Below are 15,947 nucleotides of genomic sequence, written 5' to 3'. Positions count from 1 at the left end.
TCAACCTCCTCTCCCAAAAAACCATCCCACTATCAACAACACTGCCAAAGCTGCCGCCATAGTACAGACGACCAGTCGTTCCAGCCTTTTGACCAGCCGTTCGTTGGCTTCTTCCGTATCACGGGCGATACGTTGGGATACCAAACCATAGATTTTTTGTTCTGCCTCGGCAATCTGTCCGTTGGCATACTGCGCCAGCTCTGCCAGCAGTTGCTCTCGGTACTTTTCCAGCTTGGCGGCGGCAGCGGTAATATTGCCTTCACGGACGGAAAGTTCTTCCAAGAAGACCAGCCGTTCTTCCGTTTGCTGCCTCGCAAATGCGTCAAAGGCTTGGCGGAAAGACTGATCCTGCATCATCAACATGACGACGATAGGATCGTCTTCCGTCAGCCGCGTCCCCGAATGCCGGAAGACTTCAGCGACAATTTCGGCGGGCTTATTTTCCATCGTCCGCACCATTCAAAGCGTTTACTGCAACCGGCAGGTTTGCCAGTTTCGCGAAAATATCGCGCTTCACATTCCGCAGACGTTGTTTAGGCATAAAGGTCATTTCTGCCGTGGAATCCACCTCGTCAAAGGTCAGATGCAACTTAGTCATCTGTTCAATGTCTTTCCCGTAGGTGTCGGGATTGCGTTTTTCCACGCGCACAATACCGACGATGCGGTCTTTGTGTTTTTGGTAAACACCGAACTGTTCGAACGGTTTACCGCCATTCTCCACTGCGCCGTGGAACTCGTTCAGCCAAACTATTACTTCAGCATCGACGTCGTTCAAAATCCGTCCCAAGCTTTCGATGCAGTCAACCTGCGCCTGTCCGCCTTCAATCGGTACATGAAGAATCAGGCGCACACCTGATTCCCGCAGCAGTTCGGCGATGTTGTTTTCAGCGATATACGACATCAGTGGAATAAAAGTGTTGGAACCGGTATCGACAATGCCTATACCGTCTTTTTCCAAGAACTGCTCAACCAGTCCGTCAAAATTACGAATATCAACGTTGTTATCCCGTGTCAGGATGTTGATTACTTGGACGTGCAACGGTTTGTACCGGCTCAACGTACGGTTGCTGGTATCGGTATCGTAGCAGTGTACTTCTACCTGATTAGCAGCCCTTGCCGCCACATATTGCGCGTATGAGGCGCAGCAAAACGTTTTGCCACATCCGCCTTTACTCTGAACTATCAAATTTACTTCTTGCATATTTGTTCCAACCTTTCCTGTTTGTCGTTTCGTTATAAAAAAATACCGTTTTTACGGCCGTTTGGATTTTTTACACATCAAAACCCGCTTTTCAAACGGACTTTGGTCTGTAAAAAGCCCTGCGGACAGGAGTTGCCCGCAGGGAAAGAGCGTGTCGGACATCAGGAAAGGGCTTGCCCGAACACAGGAGGAAATAACAACCGAGATAATCTAGCGGACATCAACCCAGCGTCCGCCATTTCGTTCATCGCCGACGTAGCGTACTTTGTCGCCTGCCGTCGTCAGGTTGTGATCGAAATAAGCCTTGCAATAACCCGGCTTGTCGGGGCGGATACGGAATTTTTTAACCATCTGACAGTTTTCCTGTTTCGTGTAGTTTCGACCAAGGCGGTTATAGGTTTTCTGTTCGCAAACCTCTTCCCATGCCGAGTAACGCATCATTCGATTCAACTCTTTTGCATCACAACGACCGGCACCTTCCGCGATGGCATCTACTAATCCAGCCATTTCCCTTTCAGAACTTGCCGGACACATCTTTAAAAAGTTCCGACGTGCTTTGAGGGTATCCCCCAACTTTTTATGCCTAATCGAAAAATACCGCTTAATCGAAGCGGTACACTCGCTTGGACGGTCGCCTGATGACAGACACAAAATCGCCTCACACGCCAATCGCGTATCTCCTGTCAGTACATCATCCGCATAAACGGCGGGCGCGGCACCCAGCAACGCCGCTGTCAACAAACCCAAGTATTTTTTCATACAATACCTTTTCCATATTGAAATAAAAGACGAAAAAAAGGATAATCTGCGTACCCCTACGAGATTACCCAAGTCTCCGAGAAAGCCGCTTTCGCAAGAAAGCGGTTTTTTCATTGCCATACGACCGTCCGAACTTGGAACTTTCTTCCTTCTTGGACAATGTTCACACATAAATCACCATTGCCCTTCATCAGCAGGTCAACCTGCTGTGCAGCGGCTCTCATGCTTTGATATGTCCCGATGACGATCTGTTTGACGGGCTTGCGGAGTTTTTTCATGTTGCTTCCTTTCGCTTTTAGATAAATTGAAGGTCGTCTGAAAACTTTCTTCAGACGACCTCAGAATTTAATTGCAGGGCTTCCACCTGCTCCCCGACGTATTGCCGGTAGTCAGCCTTATCAGGGCATCGCTCAAAACGGCAGGGTGTGATAAATACCAATACCGCCGATTTTTACCCTCCCGTTACTGATCGTTGTTTCACGGGCAAAGTGCTTGTTCACACAACATCACACACGGACGGTATCGGAACCGCTCAGTCTTCCTTTCTCTCGAGCCGCTGAGTTGCCCGCCGCCTTTTGTGTAGCTAGGCGGTAGAAATGGTCGTCTGAAACTTCTTACGACCTGAAATTAACCTTGCTTATTTTGTTATGGACTTAAGTCCCATTTCCAAATCATGTTTTTTGCAATCGAACATAATATCCTCGATGTTTTCAAGGGTAATGGTTTTTCCGAGCGTACATCTTCTTATGTTATCCTTTTGGATATCTGTACCACTAACAGGTATATATCCATATGGGTTTAATGAATAAACTAAGCCAAATAGGCATAAATACAAGAAAATTGCAGAAAGCGAAGTATATTTGAATAATACCTCTTCTTCTTTTTTTCTACCCGAAGAGAATATCCAGAAACAGGCCACCGTTATACCAAAAAGAATAAAATAGATTACCCACGCCCATAGATTAGGAAAACCATAATCATCAAAAAACAGACTAAGTAATAAAGTCATTCCCATCTTTACGGGCATCGTTCTCAACCTTCCCGAAAAAATTCCGCAAACCTACCCTCAAACTCCGCCGCCACATCATCAATATCATCAGACTCTGCATCTTTCCAAAGATCACTGCCCTTCAGATACGACTCGAACTTCCACCAGTAGTCATTCGCAACACACGATGCGATGAATGCGTCATCATGATTCTCACGGTTCGCCTCAAAAATTTCCTGTCCCGAGCGCACATAAACGGTCGAGCGGTTTTCAAAATGAGCGCAGATTTCCGCCGCCTTAATTTGCAAAGCTTTGATTTCGCCTTCTGTCATATTTGTCATAACTTCACCTTTGAACTATAATAATAAACTATCTGAAATAATAAACTTTATTATTATTTCGGATGAATCCAAACGGAAACCCACTTGTGCAAGAAGTGGGCTTGGATTTGGATACACCTTTAAAGACGGGTAGAGCCGTCTGAACATTGGGCATATGCCCTATCGGATTTATCCGATAAATACCCGCTCACGGCGGGGAAAAGAAAAATCAATATGTATTTTGCAGCTTGTCCGCAGATTATCGCTGCTGCATTGGAGATACGCTCCAATTAAAAATACGTCCAACTTGCCGCCTGTTACCGGACCCTCTCATCAGGCTACCCGGATGCGCGGCATTTTTTTTTGGCAGGTTGAAAGCTGCCAGCAACCGTTTGTTCTAACCCAAAGGCTCGATCGCCTTTTCTACGCCTGTTATTTTCGAGGTTTATACTCCGAAAAAACTCCGAAGGCCGGTTGCTTCATTACAAATTTTTAAAGAGCTTAAATCTGTGACTGGGTTAATTTTAAGTTATCTTAAATTATTAAGCAAGCTAAATTTTAAGATTTCTTAATTTTTTTAGTTTCATTGCTGTAAGTTATTGCTTTGTATGAATAAAAAAAAGACCGCCTGTTTTCACAGGCGACCTTTTATCTTGGGTGAATCAGGAAATTATCTTTTCCTTCTAAAAATCCGATGTTCTACCATTGTGCCAAGAAGTTCAATGGAGTGCCGAGAAGATGAGAACGGGGGAAAATCCTGATTAAGTGGGGTAAGAGAGAAATATTCTGCCTCTCCATTCACGGAGCTCTCAACTTGATACTTTCTAAATAAAATGTCTTTATCAACTCGAGCCACTACAAACTCTCCAGGTGCTGGCTTCTGTTCTGAGTCAATTACAATCATATCTCCCTCTACAAAATCAGGTTTCATGGAATCATCCAGAACTTTCAAAGCAAAACATTTGCTGTGTTTATGGATATTACTCATAAGGTACTCTCTTTCTATTGGGGTTGGTATGTCTATACCGATATGCCAATGTTCGAGTTGAGTAATTTCCAAAATTGGAATTTTTTTATTTTCCGGATCAGCTAAAAATAAGACATTTGTATTTTCGCCTTCTCCCTTTAAAAGCCAACCGAAGTCACACCCAAGAATCTGAGATAGTTCATATAAATTTTCAGCATTTGGCTTGGTTGTGTTCGACTCCCATTGAGAAATAGCTACATGCGAGACATCTTTGAGCTTCTTTGCAAGCTCTTGTTGAGTCCAACCGAACTCCTTTCGTTTATGCCGAATTCTTTGTCCAATTGAAGTTTCCACGGTTCAAACCTGTTTGCGAAATTGATTTAAGTAATCTTAACTCATCTTGCTTTAAGTTTTCTTCACACTTATAATTTAAGAATACTTAAAATGACAGGTAAAAATTATGTTTAAAGTTGATGTACTGGAATATTTCGGTTCAAAAAGTGCCACTGCTCAACATTTGGATGTTAGCCCCTCAGCAGTTACTCAGTGGAAAGATATCATTCCTGAAAAGCAAGCATATAAGGTTGAAAAGATAACAAAGGGAAAATTGAAAGTTAACCCCTCGCTTTATAACAAAAGAGCAAAATAAATCCTATGCTCACAGCCGACCTTCGTCATCACATCACAACGGACTTCGTGGTTTACCGCGAGTTCGGGCTTTTGTGCGGCTCCAATATTCAGGCAGCGACATTATTGTCGGGACTGTTTTGGTGGAGCGATGTAGCTGACAAGGAGCCGAAACGTCAGGGCTGGATATACAAGACAGCCGCCCAGTTGTTCGCTGAATTTGGACTGACGCGACGTGGGTACGAAAAGGCGCGGAAATTTTTATTGGGCAAAGGCGTGATCCAATGCCGACGCGCAGGCGTACACGGCAGAATGCACTGGCAGCTCAACAAAGAGCGTTTATTGGAGCTTTGCTATCTAGTTAAAGGCGAGGCAGTGCCGGAATTCGACAGCCGCTATCATATCGATACAGACAATTTCCGCCTCGAGAAATGGATTAATCTCGGTCTTTGGAATGACTTTTTGAAGATGCGCGCCGAAAAAGGCAAGCCCCTCAATATCAAGCAGAAAAAAATCCTGCTCAAACAACTTAAAGACCTCAAAAACAAAAACTACGACCTCAATGCCGTGATGCAGAAATCGATTCTGAACGGCTGGGCAGGCTTCTATCCATCCGACCGTTCCCCCAACATCCCTGCGCCGCCGACGTCTGAAGCGGCCACGCGCAAAGCTAAGGCGGAATACAAGGCGCAAATCAAACAATCCGCCGCCCCGCCGCCCGATACAGGCGGACAGCGGAATCCTGACAATCCTAATCGTCAAAATCTCATAAATTACTACAAGAAAAAACAGTAAACGTCAGGCTGTCGACACAGTCGCGCCCATAGGCTGCTCCGGCAGCTTTTTTTGCGCCCTTTGAAGCCGGAAAGGTCGTCTGAAAGGCGGTTTTGCCTGTTTTTCGGCGCAGATTGGGAGATGCCCACCTGTTTTCCGTACCGTATTCCTATTTTTACCCAAATCAGATGATAAAAATCCGCTTTTTTTGCTGAAATAAGTAATTGAAAATACTGTGTTTGTACATATTGAACAAAGAACATTGGCTTTTGAGGACAGAGAACTTTGTCCGTATAGGACGGCCTTTATACAAAGACCACGATCTCAGATCACTATCAAAAAATATTACAGGCGGCCGCCTGATTGTTTTTTGTGCAATTTATGGCTGATATAAATGGATATTGACGTTTGGGAGGATATGGAACGTTTTTGAGGGAGGGATATGCACAGGTTTTGTGGAAAAATCCTTGCAGCACTCTAGAACCGCCGCAACCATGACATGAAAAACGAAATCGTAGCCGTGAAACTGCCGATAGAAAACCGAGGTCACCTAACGGCGGTAGTGGATTTTTTGATTGTTTGATACATTGATTTCTGCGTATATCTCTGCTTGTGAAAAGCCGTCTGAATTAATCAGACGGCTTTTTTACATCAGTTCATCTACGTCAATTTCACTGTTCAAGTCAAACTTGCCAATGATTGGTCGTTGCGATTTTTTAGAGTTAGTTTTTTGAGGGGCAGGAACTGTCGGAGTAACGGTACTGACCTGTCTGTTTCTGACTTGTACGGAATCATTAATAGGTTGATGATTTGTTTCGGATGATATGATAGTTTTACCGATATGGCTACGGATAAACCTGTTCAAAGTTGGCTGGCTTACTTTTATTCCTTTTTTTTCAAGCAGGAATCTCAGAATATCTTTTTCTGAGTAACCCAAGTTTTTCAATGTGAAAATCTCTCCGGCAAAGGCATCAAGTTTGGATTTTTTGCCTGACGGGGCATTATTCTTCACGAAGTCATCTAAATCGCTCATATACGTATCTATTCACTTATATTCATATATAAGTGTCAATATATCCATATTTATTCCAAAAATCAACATCCTTAATCCAAAAAATACTAAAGAAATAATAAATAATCATTATTTATATAATTAGTATGTCAAATAATCAAATAAATACATTTCCATACTTCAGTATATTCACACATATCCAAGTCCATGCGTATCACCTCCTCAAAGTAACGCCTATATCCCATATAAACAGCAAATCAAAACAAGACGCAGGATAGGCAACGAGTGCCAAAAAACGCCCTAAAGCGTTTTTTCAATTCCGCCCAAAAGGACGGAAACGCCGCAAAGCGGCTGAAGGTTTGAAACAACCATCGGGGGCAGCGGCCGCCGTGTTGTTGGTTGATGTCTAAATTTCAAAGCGCAAAAAGTCCAGACCAAGACAAGTGTCTTTGCACGGCTTCTACCTTTTCCACCACGCCACAGAGGGCGCACCGGACAAAGATAAAAGCCGCACAAAGCCAGTCTGGACTTTTTGCGCTTTGAAATTTTTTACGACATCACAACACGGCGGCCGCTGCCCCCGATGGTTGATTATTTATGAATGAACATTTATGAAAGGATTATCAAATGGGACTTGATATGTACGGCTACACCATGAATGCCGAGTTTGTTGGCGACCGTCAAACCGATGTGAATGTGAGTGAAGATAAACGCGATGAAGCAGAACTGAATCAATTTGCGTACTGGCGGAAATTTAACCATCTACATGGCTGGATGGAAAAACTATATCGGCAAAAAGGCGGCAAAGCCGATGTATTTAATTGTTGCACTGTGCGGCTAGAACTCAAAGATTTAGAACGGCTGGAAGCTGATTTAAATGATGAAAAACTAGAATACACGCCAGGCTTTTTCTTTGGAGATTCGCAAATTTATCCCGAAGACATTACAGAAACCAAAACCTTTATAGCGAATGCGCGGTTAGCGATAGCTGAGGGGCGAGCAGTTTTCTATGACAGTTGGTGGTAATGGCTAAACGGTTTCGGGCGGCAAAGGTCGTCTGAAACCTTCGGGAGCAAAAAATGGATAACACGGTTAAAGAGCTGAAAAAACTCATTTATTCATTCGGTGCGACATATAAACCGTCTGATGTTTTTCGTGATTTCGTAGAGCTGGCAGCCCTTGCGATTTTTAATAGTTATATGCGGGATGATGATTGGGAAATACGCGAGGAGCGATACCACACTATCCGCCGAGAATATAAAGAAGAGGCTTTTAAAATTTTTCCTGACCTTTTGGGCGTTTTGGCTTCGGGCTGCATTAGAGCGGTAAACGTCGGGAGCTACGAAGATTTTTTGGGTGAGCTTTATATGGACTTGGGCGCGTCAAACGAGCGTAACGGGCAGTATTTTACGCCGATGTCAGTGTCAAGAGTGATGGCGAAACTGGTAGGAATCGACACGGCGGAGAAACTGGAAAAACAAAGATTTGTTTCCTTGCTTGAGCCGTGTTGCGGGAGCGGTGCGAATTTGCTTGCCTTTGCTGAACATATCGCCGATAGCGGAAAAGTTCCGACGTTACATATGGCAGCGGTTGCGGTGGATATAGACGTGTTGTGTGTGTGGATGTGTTTTGTGCAATGCCATTTTTACGGTATCCCCGCAAAAATCATACATGGAGACAGTTTAAAAAACGAATTTCATACGGCATGGCGGACGGTGCATTGGTTGCGTGGCGGTTTTGAAGACTATATGAAAGCCGAAATTGAAGCCGACAAAATAGCCGCTTTCGACGCAAAACAGCACAGTCAAGACGAAACGAAGATAACTGCCCCCTTGTTGACATTGGAAGAACAGTTAGTTTTGTTTTAAAGAAAAGCTGGATACCCAAGCCCTAATTAAGTTTTTGATGTTGGATAATGTTTCTGAAATTGAAGCAAGTATTAGAAAAAGTTGTATTAGGGCAACACATTTTATAGGTTCTGACAAAAAATTTATTTATGGCACTGGAATTGATGATGAAGATTATCAATGGGAAATTGAAGATTTCAAGGCTAATTATCCGCATACATGGTGGACGATAGAGCAAATTATTTACAATGACTAAGATATAAAGGTCGTCTGAAATGGCGATTTCAGACGACCTTATATATGCTGAAGGGAAATTAACGGAAAAAAACGCCCGCCGCAGCCCCGTTACCGCCTCTCTAAGGTTCGGCAGAAACGTCCCCACGCCCCCAAGAAGAAAATAGACTTAGGCAACTTTTCCGGCACCTTCGGCAACCTGCAAAATTGCCACGCCTATTTTCCTCTTGCCCCCTACGGCGGGCTTTTCTTCTCAGATTTTATATTTTTGAGAAAATTTTTGACCTTTTCTGATATACGAAAGTAATGCTGATAACTCCTCATATAGATAAAATGGCATTATCTAAGACAGAAAAGCCACCCATTTCTGGGTGGCTTTAGAGTTATATTTATTAATGCTTCCGTGTTTTAACGGGGAAACACCAATATTCATAACCATAATCATGCGCGTCTAGGATTCGGTCACTGTTTCGCACTCGGCGGTAACGGACTTTGACCCAGCCTTTATCGTAAATTATGATTGAATTCAAGGCCATGTTTGGCTCCTTATATTCTTGGAACCAACTTTTATACTGTACTTCGTCCGTTGTTTCACATAACCCCAATTGATAAGAATGTAAAACTTATTGACATTTCCAGCCCTAATCATGTACTATTCGCTTGTTGTCTACACAAACAAATAGTTTTTACAAGGTCTGATTCCTTAACCCTGATACATGATCCCTTTGACGAAACAGTAATTGCCGTTACTTGTTTAATCAAGGGCATTTTCTATTTTGCATTATTACTGCAAGTTTGTCAATAGCCTAAATTTATATTTAGGCTATTTTTATTTATGCCATTGATTCAAAAAAGAAAATAGTTCATAAAAACATCTTTCCTTCTCTACGAAATTATGGTATTACGAGAAAACTATCTATCCTAGTCGTATAACAAGGACTCAATTTTTGACGGCTCATATGCCATTGTCGGCCCAATTTCTCAGCAGCAAGGGAAATGGTATTCCTACCAAATTTAGTATTAATTTGATCAATACTCTGCATCAATTCCTCATGTGTCACAGGACTACCAAACAAATCACTTTGTGAAATTTGTTCGATCCCCCCAAGTCCAATTCCACATTTTTTGTAAACAAAGCCGGATCGATAAATACTCCCCAGTAAATCATGGGCGACTCTACTCAATACAATAGAATCAGATGTTGGAAAAATTGAAGTAATCCGATGTCCATAGTATTGAGGCTGTGCCTCTCTAAAACGGTTTGTTTGAATAAACACACTAAGAGTACAGGCTTGCGTTTTTTCTTGTCTCAACTTCTCAGCCCCTGATGATACATGGTGGCTAATGGCCGCCTGTAAATCCTCAATTTTAGTTACTGATTTTCCAAAACTTCTACTACGTAAAATATGTTGTTTTTTATCGGAAATAATTTCAAGTTCATGACAAGGAATACCTTGCAATTCGCGTTGTACACGTTCAATAGCTACCCCATAGCAACTGCGTAAAGTATAACTATCAGCATTGACAAAATCCCATGCAGTGACGATTCCTTGTTTGTTAAGTTTAGTCGCTGTTCGGTCACCTATCCCCCAAACTTCAGATACAGACTGACTGGACAAAGCCCTTTGTTGTATTGCCACTGACCAATCAGTCCAAACCACTACGCCGCCGAAATGTTTCGGATATTTTTTTGCTAAATGATTACAGAACTTAGCCAGCGTTTTTGTTGGTGCAACACCTACGCAGGTTGGTATGCCTATCCATCTCAATACCCGCTCTCTTATTTCACGACCAATCCCGGCAAGATTCTCCATGCCGGTTAGGTCTGCAAAGCATTCATCAATAGAATAGACTTCGATAGACGGAACTAGTCCTGCTATCGTATCCATCATCCGACGTGATAAATCGGCATACAACTCATAATTGCTACTGAAAACTTTCAGACGACCTTGTTTTTCTAAATGTTGCACCTGATAGTACGGCACACCCATTTTGATGCCCATCGCCTTAGCTTCCGCTGAACGTGCCACGACGCAACCATCGTTATTAGACAAAACGACAATCGCAGTATGTTTCAACTCGGGACGAAATACTCGCTCGCACGACGCATAAAAACTGTTTCCGTCAATCAGCGCGTACATGTTATCTACCTATAATCTTTGATAATAAAGCGCAATACACCGACAATTGCCCAAGTATCTCCTTCTTTAGGGGAAAAATTAGGATAGTCGCCAGAACTGTTTTCCGAATGAAGTTCTATACGGCCATCAGGAAATTTATGCAGTCGTTTAATAGTGAATTCATTTCCCAAATCAGCCATGACAATATCTCGGTGCTTGGGAGTGACTGAACGGTCGATAACCAATATGTCGTCTTTATCGATACCAGCATCAAGCATTGATTGACCGCCGCTCCGAGCAAAAAAAGTGGCCGCAGGGTTAGAAATCAAATATTTGTTGAAGTCTATGTATTCGGCGATATAAGGTTCTGCTGGACTTGGAAAGCCTGCCGGTATTTTCTCAAGAGCCAATGGGATTAGTAATTCAATTGGATTTTTAGACGGAAACATCGCATCCATCGGTACCTTTGTTTCAGTACGCGCTTGAACAATTAAATTATCCACTTCTCCAACAAGTGAAGCTGGAATCCTTTTCACAACGGTTTTTCCACCTGATTTGGGCTTTCTTCCAGCACCTTTTCGGCTGCCGCCATGATTTGTCATTTTAATGGTACTCATAAAGTAAACTTGATTTTGTAACATAATCAAGTTTACGCATTAATTCAAAATTTGTAATTAGTAAAAGCTTAAAATTTAACATCTTTCTGTTTTATCGTATAAAAAAATGGCCATCAAATTGATAGCCTATTAAATTTAACGGTCAAAACCAATATCTGTATTTAAAATCTGCCGCTCAATCTGCTGAAGCTGACTATCGTAAAGATTGATCTTTGCATGAACTTGGTCAGCAGGTTGTAATCCTGCTATCAGTTTTTCTGCTTCATAAATAACCTTTTTCTGAAAATCTGACAGAACGTCAGATTCCTGTTTAATACGAGATTCCAACATTTCAAGACGGCGCGTATTTCGGTGCAACTCTTGGTCGATGATAATACTCGGGATTTGTCCTTTATATATCCTGCTATCAAATATCAATCCTTCACGGGAAAACACTTTAAATACATCGGCCTTGCCTGATAAAAACACGGTGTCCGCATTTTGTGGCAACAACTTAACAACCAAGTCATGATGTTCTTTGGGCGTTGCCCTTGGTGTTTCTCCAAGCAGCTCCATTACCTGATAACGTTCCAAGGTGCTTTGCCAGCTTACTTCTGATGGTGCTGTTTGTATATAGACGGCAGTTTCATAGCCATGTTCACGCATTTTTTCCAACGTTCTCATGGGCGTTTCAGTAGTGCGAAATGTACCTTCTACACTGATGTTATATCCTTCTCGTAATGCCTTTTCTATTACTCGTTCGGTCATATGTCCTGAAAAGGCGGCTGTATGTTTGGGAGAATCAATACCATATTGTTCTTGTATGCCGTCAAAATTAGGATGGTAACGACGGAACTCATCGCCATTAATGATAAGAACGTTTCGATTCAATTCTTGACGGATTATTCCTACTAAATTTGATTTACCTGCTCCGGGTTGTCCTCCCAATACAAATCCTTTCGGAGATTTGACTGGACTAACCTGTTGTTCGGAAATCAAGTCATTCCACAAATGCCGGAAAATCAACGCTTCTCGTCTGTCCGACATCATACGTCCCATTCGATGTTAGGCATGATTGAATATTTTTGATGTAAGGTATTGCACTCCTCCACTACTCGGCCGAAGTCGATATTTTCCGGTTTGGTGTCATATAGGAAACCACGCAACTCAGCAATGCGTTTTTGGTCTTCCGAGCGCACCTCCGAATAGGGTGTTTTGCGTGAAATAAGTGCCTGTACACTGGCAACTCGTTCTATTAAAGCGTCTTTCTGCATTAACGTAGCCAATTTTCATTCCTCTTTTGGGATTTGAGATTGTTTGTGTTGCCGCATTACCACTTTGACTAACGATACGCTGCATCCGGCTAGAGCGGCCGTTTCTTGAAGGGTATGGTTTTGGCGTAGGCTGACAATCAGTTTATGCTTTTGGATATTTGCCTGACGGCCTTTGTAAAGTCCCTGTTTTTTTGCCTCAGCAATGCCGGCGGCTTGACGGTTACGCCGTTGTTCATAGTCGTCTCTGGCCGTTTGTAGGGCAATTTTGAGCAGCATGGTTTGTATGCTGTCCAAAACAATTTTGGCAATTTCGGAATCGGTTTGGATTTGGCTCAGGTCGATAATGCCGGGAATGGACAGGAACGCACCTTTTTCGCGGATGCGGGCGACCAGTTTTTCCGCTTCTGCCAAAGGCAAACGGCTGATGCGGTCGATATGTTCGGTGATGATCACATCGCCTTCTTGCAAGTCTGCAATCAGTTGATTCAGCACAGGTCGATCAGCACGGACACCGGAGGCCTTTTCTTTATAGACACCCGCAATGTAGTAACCTTCAGCTTTAGCTTGTTCAATTAGGGCGTTTTGTCGCTCGAGATTTTGTTCTTTGGTGCTGACACGTTGGTAGATTCTCGCTGCTTTCATGTTTTTTCTACTTGAACAACGAGACCAATCGCGTCTTTATGTTCCATCTCACGAATACCCCAAACGCCATTCTGTAACGATTTTTTGAGGTCTTCATCTGCATCCGACGGTAAATTGACAATCAATTTGAAACCATGTTTTCTCCCTGTTTTAAATATATCTGAAACAATAAGTTTCTCATCACGGGAGAGTTGGTAATATTTTTTTCCAATTAAAGTCTTCATGCCATCTGTAATCATAAATGTTGCTCCTGGTTATTTTGGGTATGCTCTAATTACCCATCAAATAAATACCTTTGAAATTGGCTAATTTAAAATAATCAGGACTTAAATTGTCCACAACCAAATTGTCCATTCTATTTGGCCAACAGACAATATGATTTGCACAGTTTGACTCATCAAAAAACAAAAAAAGCCCTGCGGCCGTACAAGAAATTTGTACGGCCGCAGGGCTTTTTTTGTTTATCAGTCGGTTGAGAGAGACTGTTGTTTGGTATGGACTATTTATTTACCACCTAGAAACGGGTTGATGACTTTTAATCCGGCTGCGGTAAACGGAGTCGTATCTCGGGTAGCTACCGTCATATGGTGGTAACGCGCTATGGCTGCAATATAGCCGTCTGCCGCCGCAACAGTGAATCCTGCCGCCCGCGCTGTTGCACGAACTTCGGCGTAAGCAACGGCAGCTTCGATGTCAAAATCCAAAATACGGTCTGAAAATACAGGTAATACTGTTTCTTCCAGTTTTTCCAACAACAGCCGTTTTTTTCCGCCTTCGGGAAGGATGGCGATGCCGAAACGCAGTTCCGCCACGGTAATGCTGGAAAGATATAGTGTTTCCACCGGTTGTCTGTCCAACCAAGCGATGACGGCAGAATCAGGTTTGGGGCGGAGCGGTTCAGAAATGATATTGGTGTCCAGCAGAATCATTAGAACCGTACCTCAGTTTGCTCTTGCCGTTCTATGTCCAAATCCACGCCTCCTGCTTCCCGGCCGATATCAGATAACAGTGAACCAAGACGGATGCGTTGTTTGGGACGTGCAGCTTGATCCAGTATCAGCCGTATTTCGGCTTCCGTACTCCGACCGGCGGCTAATGCGCGTGCTTTAAGGGCTCGATGGGTCTCTTCGGATAGGTTTCTGACTGTAATGGAAGGCATATCCGTTCCTTTCGAGGTTGTTTGAATACTGTCAAATGCTATCATTTTTGTAAATTGATAGCAAGTGAGGTGTGTATTTCCTATAAACAAAAAAGCCCGGCCGCAGCACCGTTTCCAGTGCTGCGGCCGGGTTATCGTTGCTGTATTGGTTTCTGCAAATATGGTTTGTCGTATGTACGGATTCAAAACTACCGTGTCAATCCGTCATCCCCGTGTTCATGATGCAGGGACGGTTTTTCTGCCGATTGGGTATTGCTGCGTTCCACTGATGTTTCTCCGACAATGGATCGACCGGCTGCCGCAACGGCAAAATCCTGCATAAGCTTCGCTTCCGCTCTATGTCCGCTTTCCGACAATTTTCGTGCCAGATTGCTGAATTGCTCGCTTTCATCAAGTTGATGCTTCAGGTTTTGGGTCAGTTTTTCAGCAGTCATGCCGTTGTTGAGGGCTGTATCAAACTGTTGCTGAGCCTTAGTATCACGCGGCTGAGCGGCGGTTTCTTTGGCCAACCGGCTGATGATACGTGCTTCGGTCTTATGCCCCATTTTGTACAGCTCTTTGGCTATTTTGCCGTACTCATCCACTATCAGTCCGCGGGTGTGCATTATTTTCTTCCAAGACTGATGCGTCGGTCGTTCGTTGTGTTTGACGGCTTCAATCAGTTCTTCAGCCTGTTGCCGGTAGCGGTCCGGTACTTGGCCGCGAGATTTTATGGCACGAAAGACGCCTTTTTCCGGTTTTTGCGTTATTCCTCGATGCTGTCGTCTAGTGGCGGCGCACTGTACACCTTCTTCCCGGAGTTTTTCGGCAAAGCGAACACGCCATTCGAACAGGTCGTTTTTACGCGGATTGAGCCGATCACCGAATTGATTACGCACTAGTACGCATAGGTGGACGTGTGGATGCGGCGGCTCCCCCTCTTTGTCCGACTCGTGATGCAGTGCAAAGGCGTATTTGTGTCCCTCAAATTGCTCGGCAGCAAAGTTTCGGGCGGCATCCAGTACGGCTTGCGGCGGTGTACCTGGCGGCATCGACAGTACGATGTTCAATGCCTCTTTATGCTTGGTGTGTTCGGCAATTCCCAGTCGTTTCCAGTCCTCCACCAAGTCGCGTACTTCCCGTTTACCGTTTAGGCGTTCGCCGTCATTGGTTTCAACCTGTATCTTGCCGTTGCGTGATACATAGTCCAAATGGCCGCGTACTCCGGCAATCCCTTTTGAATTACTGCTGAGGCGACGAGGTATTTTTACCATTACTTCGGGGTGCTTGAGAGCGGCGGCCTTAAGGTTGGTTAGGCCACTGCCAGATTTCAACGGTTTTGACGGGCGGCGGCCGTTACCCAAATACAAGCCGCCCCGGTCTTTGGATTTGACGGCACGGGTTTTATAACCTAAAAACCAGTCGTCTATGGGATTGGTCGCCATAGT

At 43.7% G+C, this 15,947-nt stretch carries 20 protein-coding genes; 5 read left to right on the top strand and 15 right to left on the bottom strand.

Going from position 1 to position 15,947, the window contains the following annotated elements; translation table 11 throughout:
• The 7 genes from HMPREF2726_RS10055 to HMPREF2726_RS10030 all read right to left on the bottom strand — a co-directional run bounded on the left by HMPREF2726_RS10055 (window position 1) and on the right by HMPREF2726_RS10030 (window position 4,589).
• The gene (locus HMPREF2726_RS10055) at window positions 1-447 is read right to left on the bottom strand and encodes a hypothetical protein (protein ID WP_049230287.1); all 447 of its coding nucleotides are present in this window, start codon (window positions 445-447) and stop codon (window positions 1-3) included.
• Window positions 437-1,201, bottom strand: a complete 765-nt coding sequence (locus HMPREF2726_RS10050; protein ID WP_009311188.1) for a P-loop NTPase family protein — start codon at window positions 1,199-1,201, stop codon at window positions 437-439. Before HMPREF2726_RS10050 ends, HMPREF2726_RS10055 begins: the two co-directional genes overlap by 11 nt.
• Before the next feature lie 210 nt (window positions 1,202-1,411).
• Entirely contained in the window at window positions 1,412-1,960 is a 549-nt protein-coding gene (locus HMPREF2726_RS10045; protein ID WP_049230288.1) for a TrbM/KikA/MpfK family conjugal transfer protein, read from the bottom strand.
• Window positions 1,961-2,070: 110 nt separating this feature from the next.
• Window positions 2,071-2,238 carry a hypothetical protein gene (locus HMPREF2726_RS14180; RefSeq protein ID WP_009311186.1) on the bottom strand — a complete coding sequence of 56 codons (168 nt, stop codon included), beginning with the start codon at window positions 2,236-2,238 and terminating at the stop codon, window positions 2,071-2,073.
• A 359-nt stretch (window positions 2,239-2,597) separates the two neighbouring features.
• A complete protein-coding gene (locus tag HMPREF2726_RS10040) occupies window positions 2,598-2,969 on the bottom strand; it encodes a hypothetical protein (protein ID WP_246827887.1) in 372 nt (123 codons plus the stop codon).
• Between the two features lie 23 nt (window positions 2,970-2,992).
• Window positions 2,993-3,289: a hypothetical protein gene (locus HMPREF2726_RS10035; protein WP_070603258.1), complete on the bottom strand. Its 297-nt coding sequence runs from the start codon at window positions 3,287-3,289 to the stop codon at window positions 2,993-2,995.
• A gap of 649 nt (window positions 3,290-3,938) precedes the next feature.
• Window positions 3,939-4,589: a LexA family protein gene (locus HMPREF2726_RS10030; protein WP_070603256.1), complete on the bottom strand. Its 651-nt coding sequence runs from the start codon at window positions 4,587-4,589 to the stop codon at window positions 3,939-3,941.
• A 106-nt stretch (window positions 4,590-4,695) separates the two neighbouring features.
• Here HMPREF2726_RS10030 and HMPREF2726_RS10025 point away from each other — a divergent pair, with 106 nt between their 5' ends.
• Window positions 4,696-4,884, top strand: coding sequence for a Cro/CI family transcriptional regulator (locus HMPREF2726_RS10025; protein ID WP_049322041.1), 189 nt, complete (start codon window positions 4,696-4,698; stop codon window positions 4,882-4,884).
• A 5-nt stretch (window positions 4,885-4,889) separates the two neighbouring features.
• Window positions 4,890-5,657, top strand: a complete 768-nt coding sequence (locus HMPREF2726_RS10020) for a hypothetical protein (protein ID WP_070603255.1) — start codon at window positions 4,890-4,892, stop codon at window positions 5,655-5,657.
• A gap of 625 nt (window positions 5,658-6,282) precedes the next feature.
• Here HMPREF2726_RS10020 and HMPREF2726_RS10015 read toward each other — a convergent pair.
• Window positions 6,283-6,669: a hypothetical protein gene (locus HMPREF2726_RS10015; RefSeq protein ID WP_070603253.1), complete on the bottom strand. Its 387-nt coding sequence runs from the start codon at window positions 6,667-6,669 to the stop codon at window positions 6,283-6,285.
• A 606-nt stretch (window positions 6,670-7,275) separates the two neighbouring features.
• Between HMPREF2726_RS10015 and HMPREF2726_RS10010 the strand changes: the two genes are divergently transcribed.
• From HMPREF2726_RS10010 to HMPREF2726_RS10000, 3 genes are read left to right on the top strand one after another with little or no spacing between them, the layout of a single operon-like run.
• Window positions 7,276-7,674 carry a phosphoglycerate kinase gene (locus tag HMPREF2726_RS10010; RefSeq protein ID WP_070603251.1) on the top strand — a complete coding sequence of 133 codons (399 nt, stop codon included), beginning with the start codon at window positions 7,276-7,278 and terminating at the stop codon, window positions 7,672-7,674.
• A gap of 53 nt (window positions 7,675-7,727) precedes the next feature.
• Window positions 7,728-8,516, top strand: a complete 789-nt coding sequence (locus tag HMPREF2726_RS10005; protein WP_070603249.1) for an N-6 DNA methylase — start codon at window positions 7,728-7,730, stop codon at window positions 8,514-8,516.
• 37 nt (window positions 8,517-8,553) lie between these two features.
• On the top strand, window positions 8,554-8,751 hold the full coding sequence (locus tag HMPREF2726_RS10000; RefSeq protein ID WP_246827886.1) for a hypothetical protein: 198 nt from the start codon (window positions 8,554-8,556) through the stop codon (window positions 8,749-8,751).
• An 871-nt stretch (window positions 8,752-9,622) separates the two neighbouring features.
• On the opposite strand, the gene HMPREF2726_RS09995 is transcribed toward HMPREF2726_RS10000, so the two are convergent.
• From HMPREF2726_RS09995 to HMPREF2726_RS09955, 7 genes are all read right to left on the bottom strand, one after another.
• Window positions 9,623-10,870, bottom strand: a complete 1,248-nt coding sequence (locus HMPREF2726_RS09995) for a Y-family DNA polymerase (protein WP_070603248.1) — start codon at window positions 10,868-10,870, stop codon at window positions 9,623-9,625.
• A gap of 5 nt (window positions 10,871-10,875) precedes the next feature.
• Window positions 10,876-11,466, bottom strand: coding sequence for a LexA family protein (umuD, locus tag HMPREF2726_RS09990; protein ID WP_049230302.1), 591 nt, complete (start codon window positions 11,464-11,466; stop codon window positions 10,876-10,878).
• Between the two features lie 135 nt (window positions 11,467-11,601).
• Window positions 11,602-12,444: a zeta toxin family protein gene (locus HMPREF2726_RS09985; protein WP_246827885.1), complete on the bottom strand. Its 843-nt coding sequence runs from the start codon at window positions 12,442-12,444 to the stop codon at window positions 11,602-11,604.
• A gap of 290 nt (window positions 12,445-12,734) precedes the next feature.
• The gene (locus tag HMPREF2726_RS09975) at window positions 12,735-13,361 is read right to left on the bottom strand and encodes a recombinase family protein (protein ID WP_070603244.1); all 627 of its coding nucleotides are present in this window, start codon (window positions 13,359-13,361) and stop codon (window positions 12,735-12,737) included.
• Window positions 13,358-13,600, bottom strand: a complete 243-nt coding sequence (locus tag HMPREF2726_RS09970; protein ID WP_049230299.1) for a hypothetical protein — start codon at window positions 13,598-13,600, stop codon at window positions 13,358-13,360. Before HMPREF2726_RS09970 ends, HMPREF2726_RS09975 begins: the two co-directional genes overlap by 4 nt.
• Window positions 13,601-13,864: 264 nt before the next feature.
• The gene (locus HMPREF2726_RS09965; RefSeq protein WP_009311172.1) at window positions 13,865-14,290 is read right to left on the bottom strand and encodes a type II toxin-antitoxin system VapC family toxin; all 426 of its coding nucleotides are present in this window, start codon (window positions 14,288-14,290) and stop codon (window positions 13,865-13,867) included.
• Window positions 14,291-14,708: 418 nt separating this feature from the next.
• Complete coding sequence (locus tag HMPREF2726_RS09955) at window positions 14,709-15,944, bottom strand: relaxase family protein (RefSeq protein ID WP_070603242.1); 1,236 nt, start codon at window positions 15,942-15,944, stop codon at window positions 14,709-14,711.
• Window positions 15,945-15,947: the final 3 nt, after the last annotated feature.

Origin of the sequence: Neisseria sp. HMSC074B07 (genome assembly GCF_001810355.1) — a bacterium.
Taxonomy (GTDB): Bacteria; Pseudomonadota; Gammaproteobacteria; order Burkholderiales; family Neisseriaceae; genus Neisseria.
Note: the sequence above shows the minus strand (reverse complement) of the source record. Positions and strands in the feature narration are given on the sequence as shown.

Excerpts from the sequence above, each read along its gene's own strand:
- HMPREF2726_RS10055 (WP_049230287.1), bottom strand. The coding sequence starts at position 447 with ATGGAAAATAAGCCCGCCGAAATTGTCGCTGAAGTCTTCCGGCATTCG.
- HMPREF2726_RS10050 (WP_009311188.1), bottom strand. The coding sequence starts at position 1,201 with ATGCAAGAAGTAAATTTGATAGTTCAGAGTAAAGGCGGATGTGGCAAA.
- HMPREF2726_RS10045 (WP_049230288.1), bottom strand. The coding sequence starts at position 1,960 with ATGAAAAAATACTTGGGTTTGTTGACAGCGGCGTTGCTGGGTGCCGCG.
- HMPREF2726_RS14180 (WP_009311186.1), bottom strand. The coding sequence starts at position 2,238 with ATGAAAAAACTCCGCAAGCCCGTCAAACAGATCGTCATCGGGACATAT.
- HMPREF2726_RS10040 (WP_246827887.1), bottom strand. The coding sequence starts at position 2,969 with ATGACTTTATTACTTAGTCTGTTTTTTGATGATTATGGTTTTCCTAAT.
- HMPREF2726_RS10035 (WP_070603258.1), bottom strand. The coding sequence starts at position 3,289 with ATGACAAATATGACAGAAGGCGAAATCAAAGCTTTGCAAATTAAGGCG.
- HMPREF2726_RS10025 (WP_049322041.1), top strand. The coding sequence starts at position 4,696 with ATGTTTAAAGTTGATGTACTGGAATATTTCGGTTCAAAAAGTGCCACT.
- HMPREF2726_RS10020 (WP_070603255.1), top strand. The coding sequence starts at position 4,890 with ATGCTCACAGCCGACCTTCGTCATCACATCACAACGGACTTCGTGGTT.
- HMPREF2726_RS10015 (WP_070603253.1), bottom strand. The coding sequence starts at position 6,669 with ATGAGCGATTTAGATGACTTCGTGAAGAATAATGCCCCGTCAGGCAAA.
- HMPREF2726_RS10010 (WP_070603251.1), top strand. The coding sequence starts at position 7,276 with ATGGGACTTGATATGTACGGCTACACCATGAATGCCGAGTTTGTTGGC.
- HMPREF2726_RS10005 (WP_070603249.1), top strand. The coding sequence starts at position 7,728 with ATGGATAACACGGTTAAAGAGCTGAAAAAACTCATTTATTCATTCGGT.
- HMPREF2726_RS10000 (WP_246827886.1), top strand. The coding sequence starts at position 8,554 with ATGTTGGATAATGTTTCTGAAATTGAAGCAAGTATTAGAAAAAGTTGT.
- HMPREF2726_RS09995 (WP_070603248.1), bottom strand. The coding sequence starts at position 10,870 with ATGTACGCGCTGATTGACGGAAACAGTTTTTATGCGTCGTGCGAGCGA.
- umuD (WP_049230302.1), bottom strand. The coding sequence starts at position 11,466 with ATGAGTACCATTAAAATGACAAATCATGGCGGCAGCCGAAAAGGTGCT.
- HMPREF2726_RS09975 (WP_070603244.1), bottom strand. The coding sequence starts at position 13,361 with ATGAAAGCAGCGAGAATCTACCAACGTGTCAGCACCAAAGAACAAAAT.
- HMPREF2726_RS09970 (WP_049230299.1), bottom strand. The coding sequence starts at position 13,600 with ATGATTACAGATGGCATGAAGACTTTAATTGGAAAAAAATATTACCAA.
- HMPREF2726_RS09965 (WP_009311172.1), bottom strand. The coding sequence starts at position 14,290 with ATGATTCTGCTGGACACCAATATCATTTCTGAACCGCTCCGCCCCAAA.
- HMPREF2726_RS09955 (WP_070603242.1), bottom strand. The coding sequence starts at position 15,944 with ATGGCGACCAATCCCATAGACGACTGGTTTTTAGGTTATAAAACCCGT.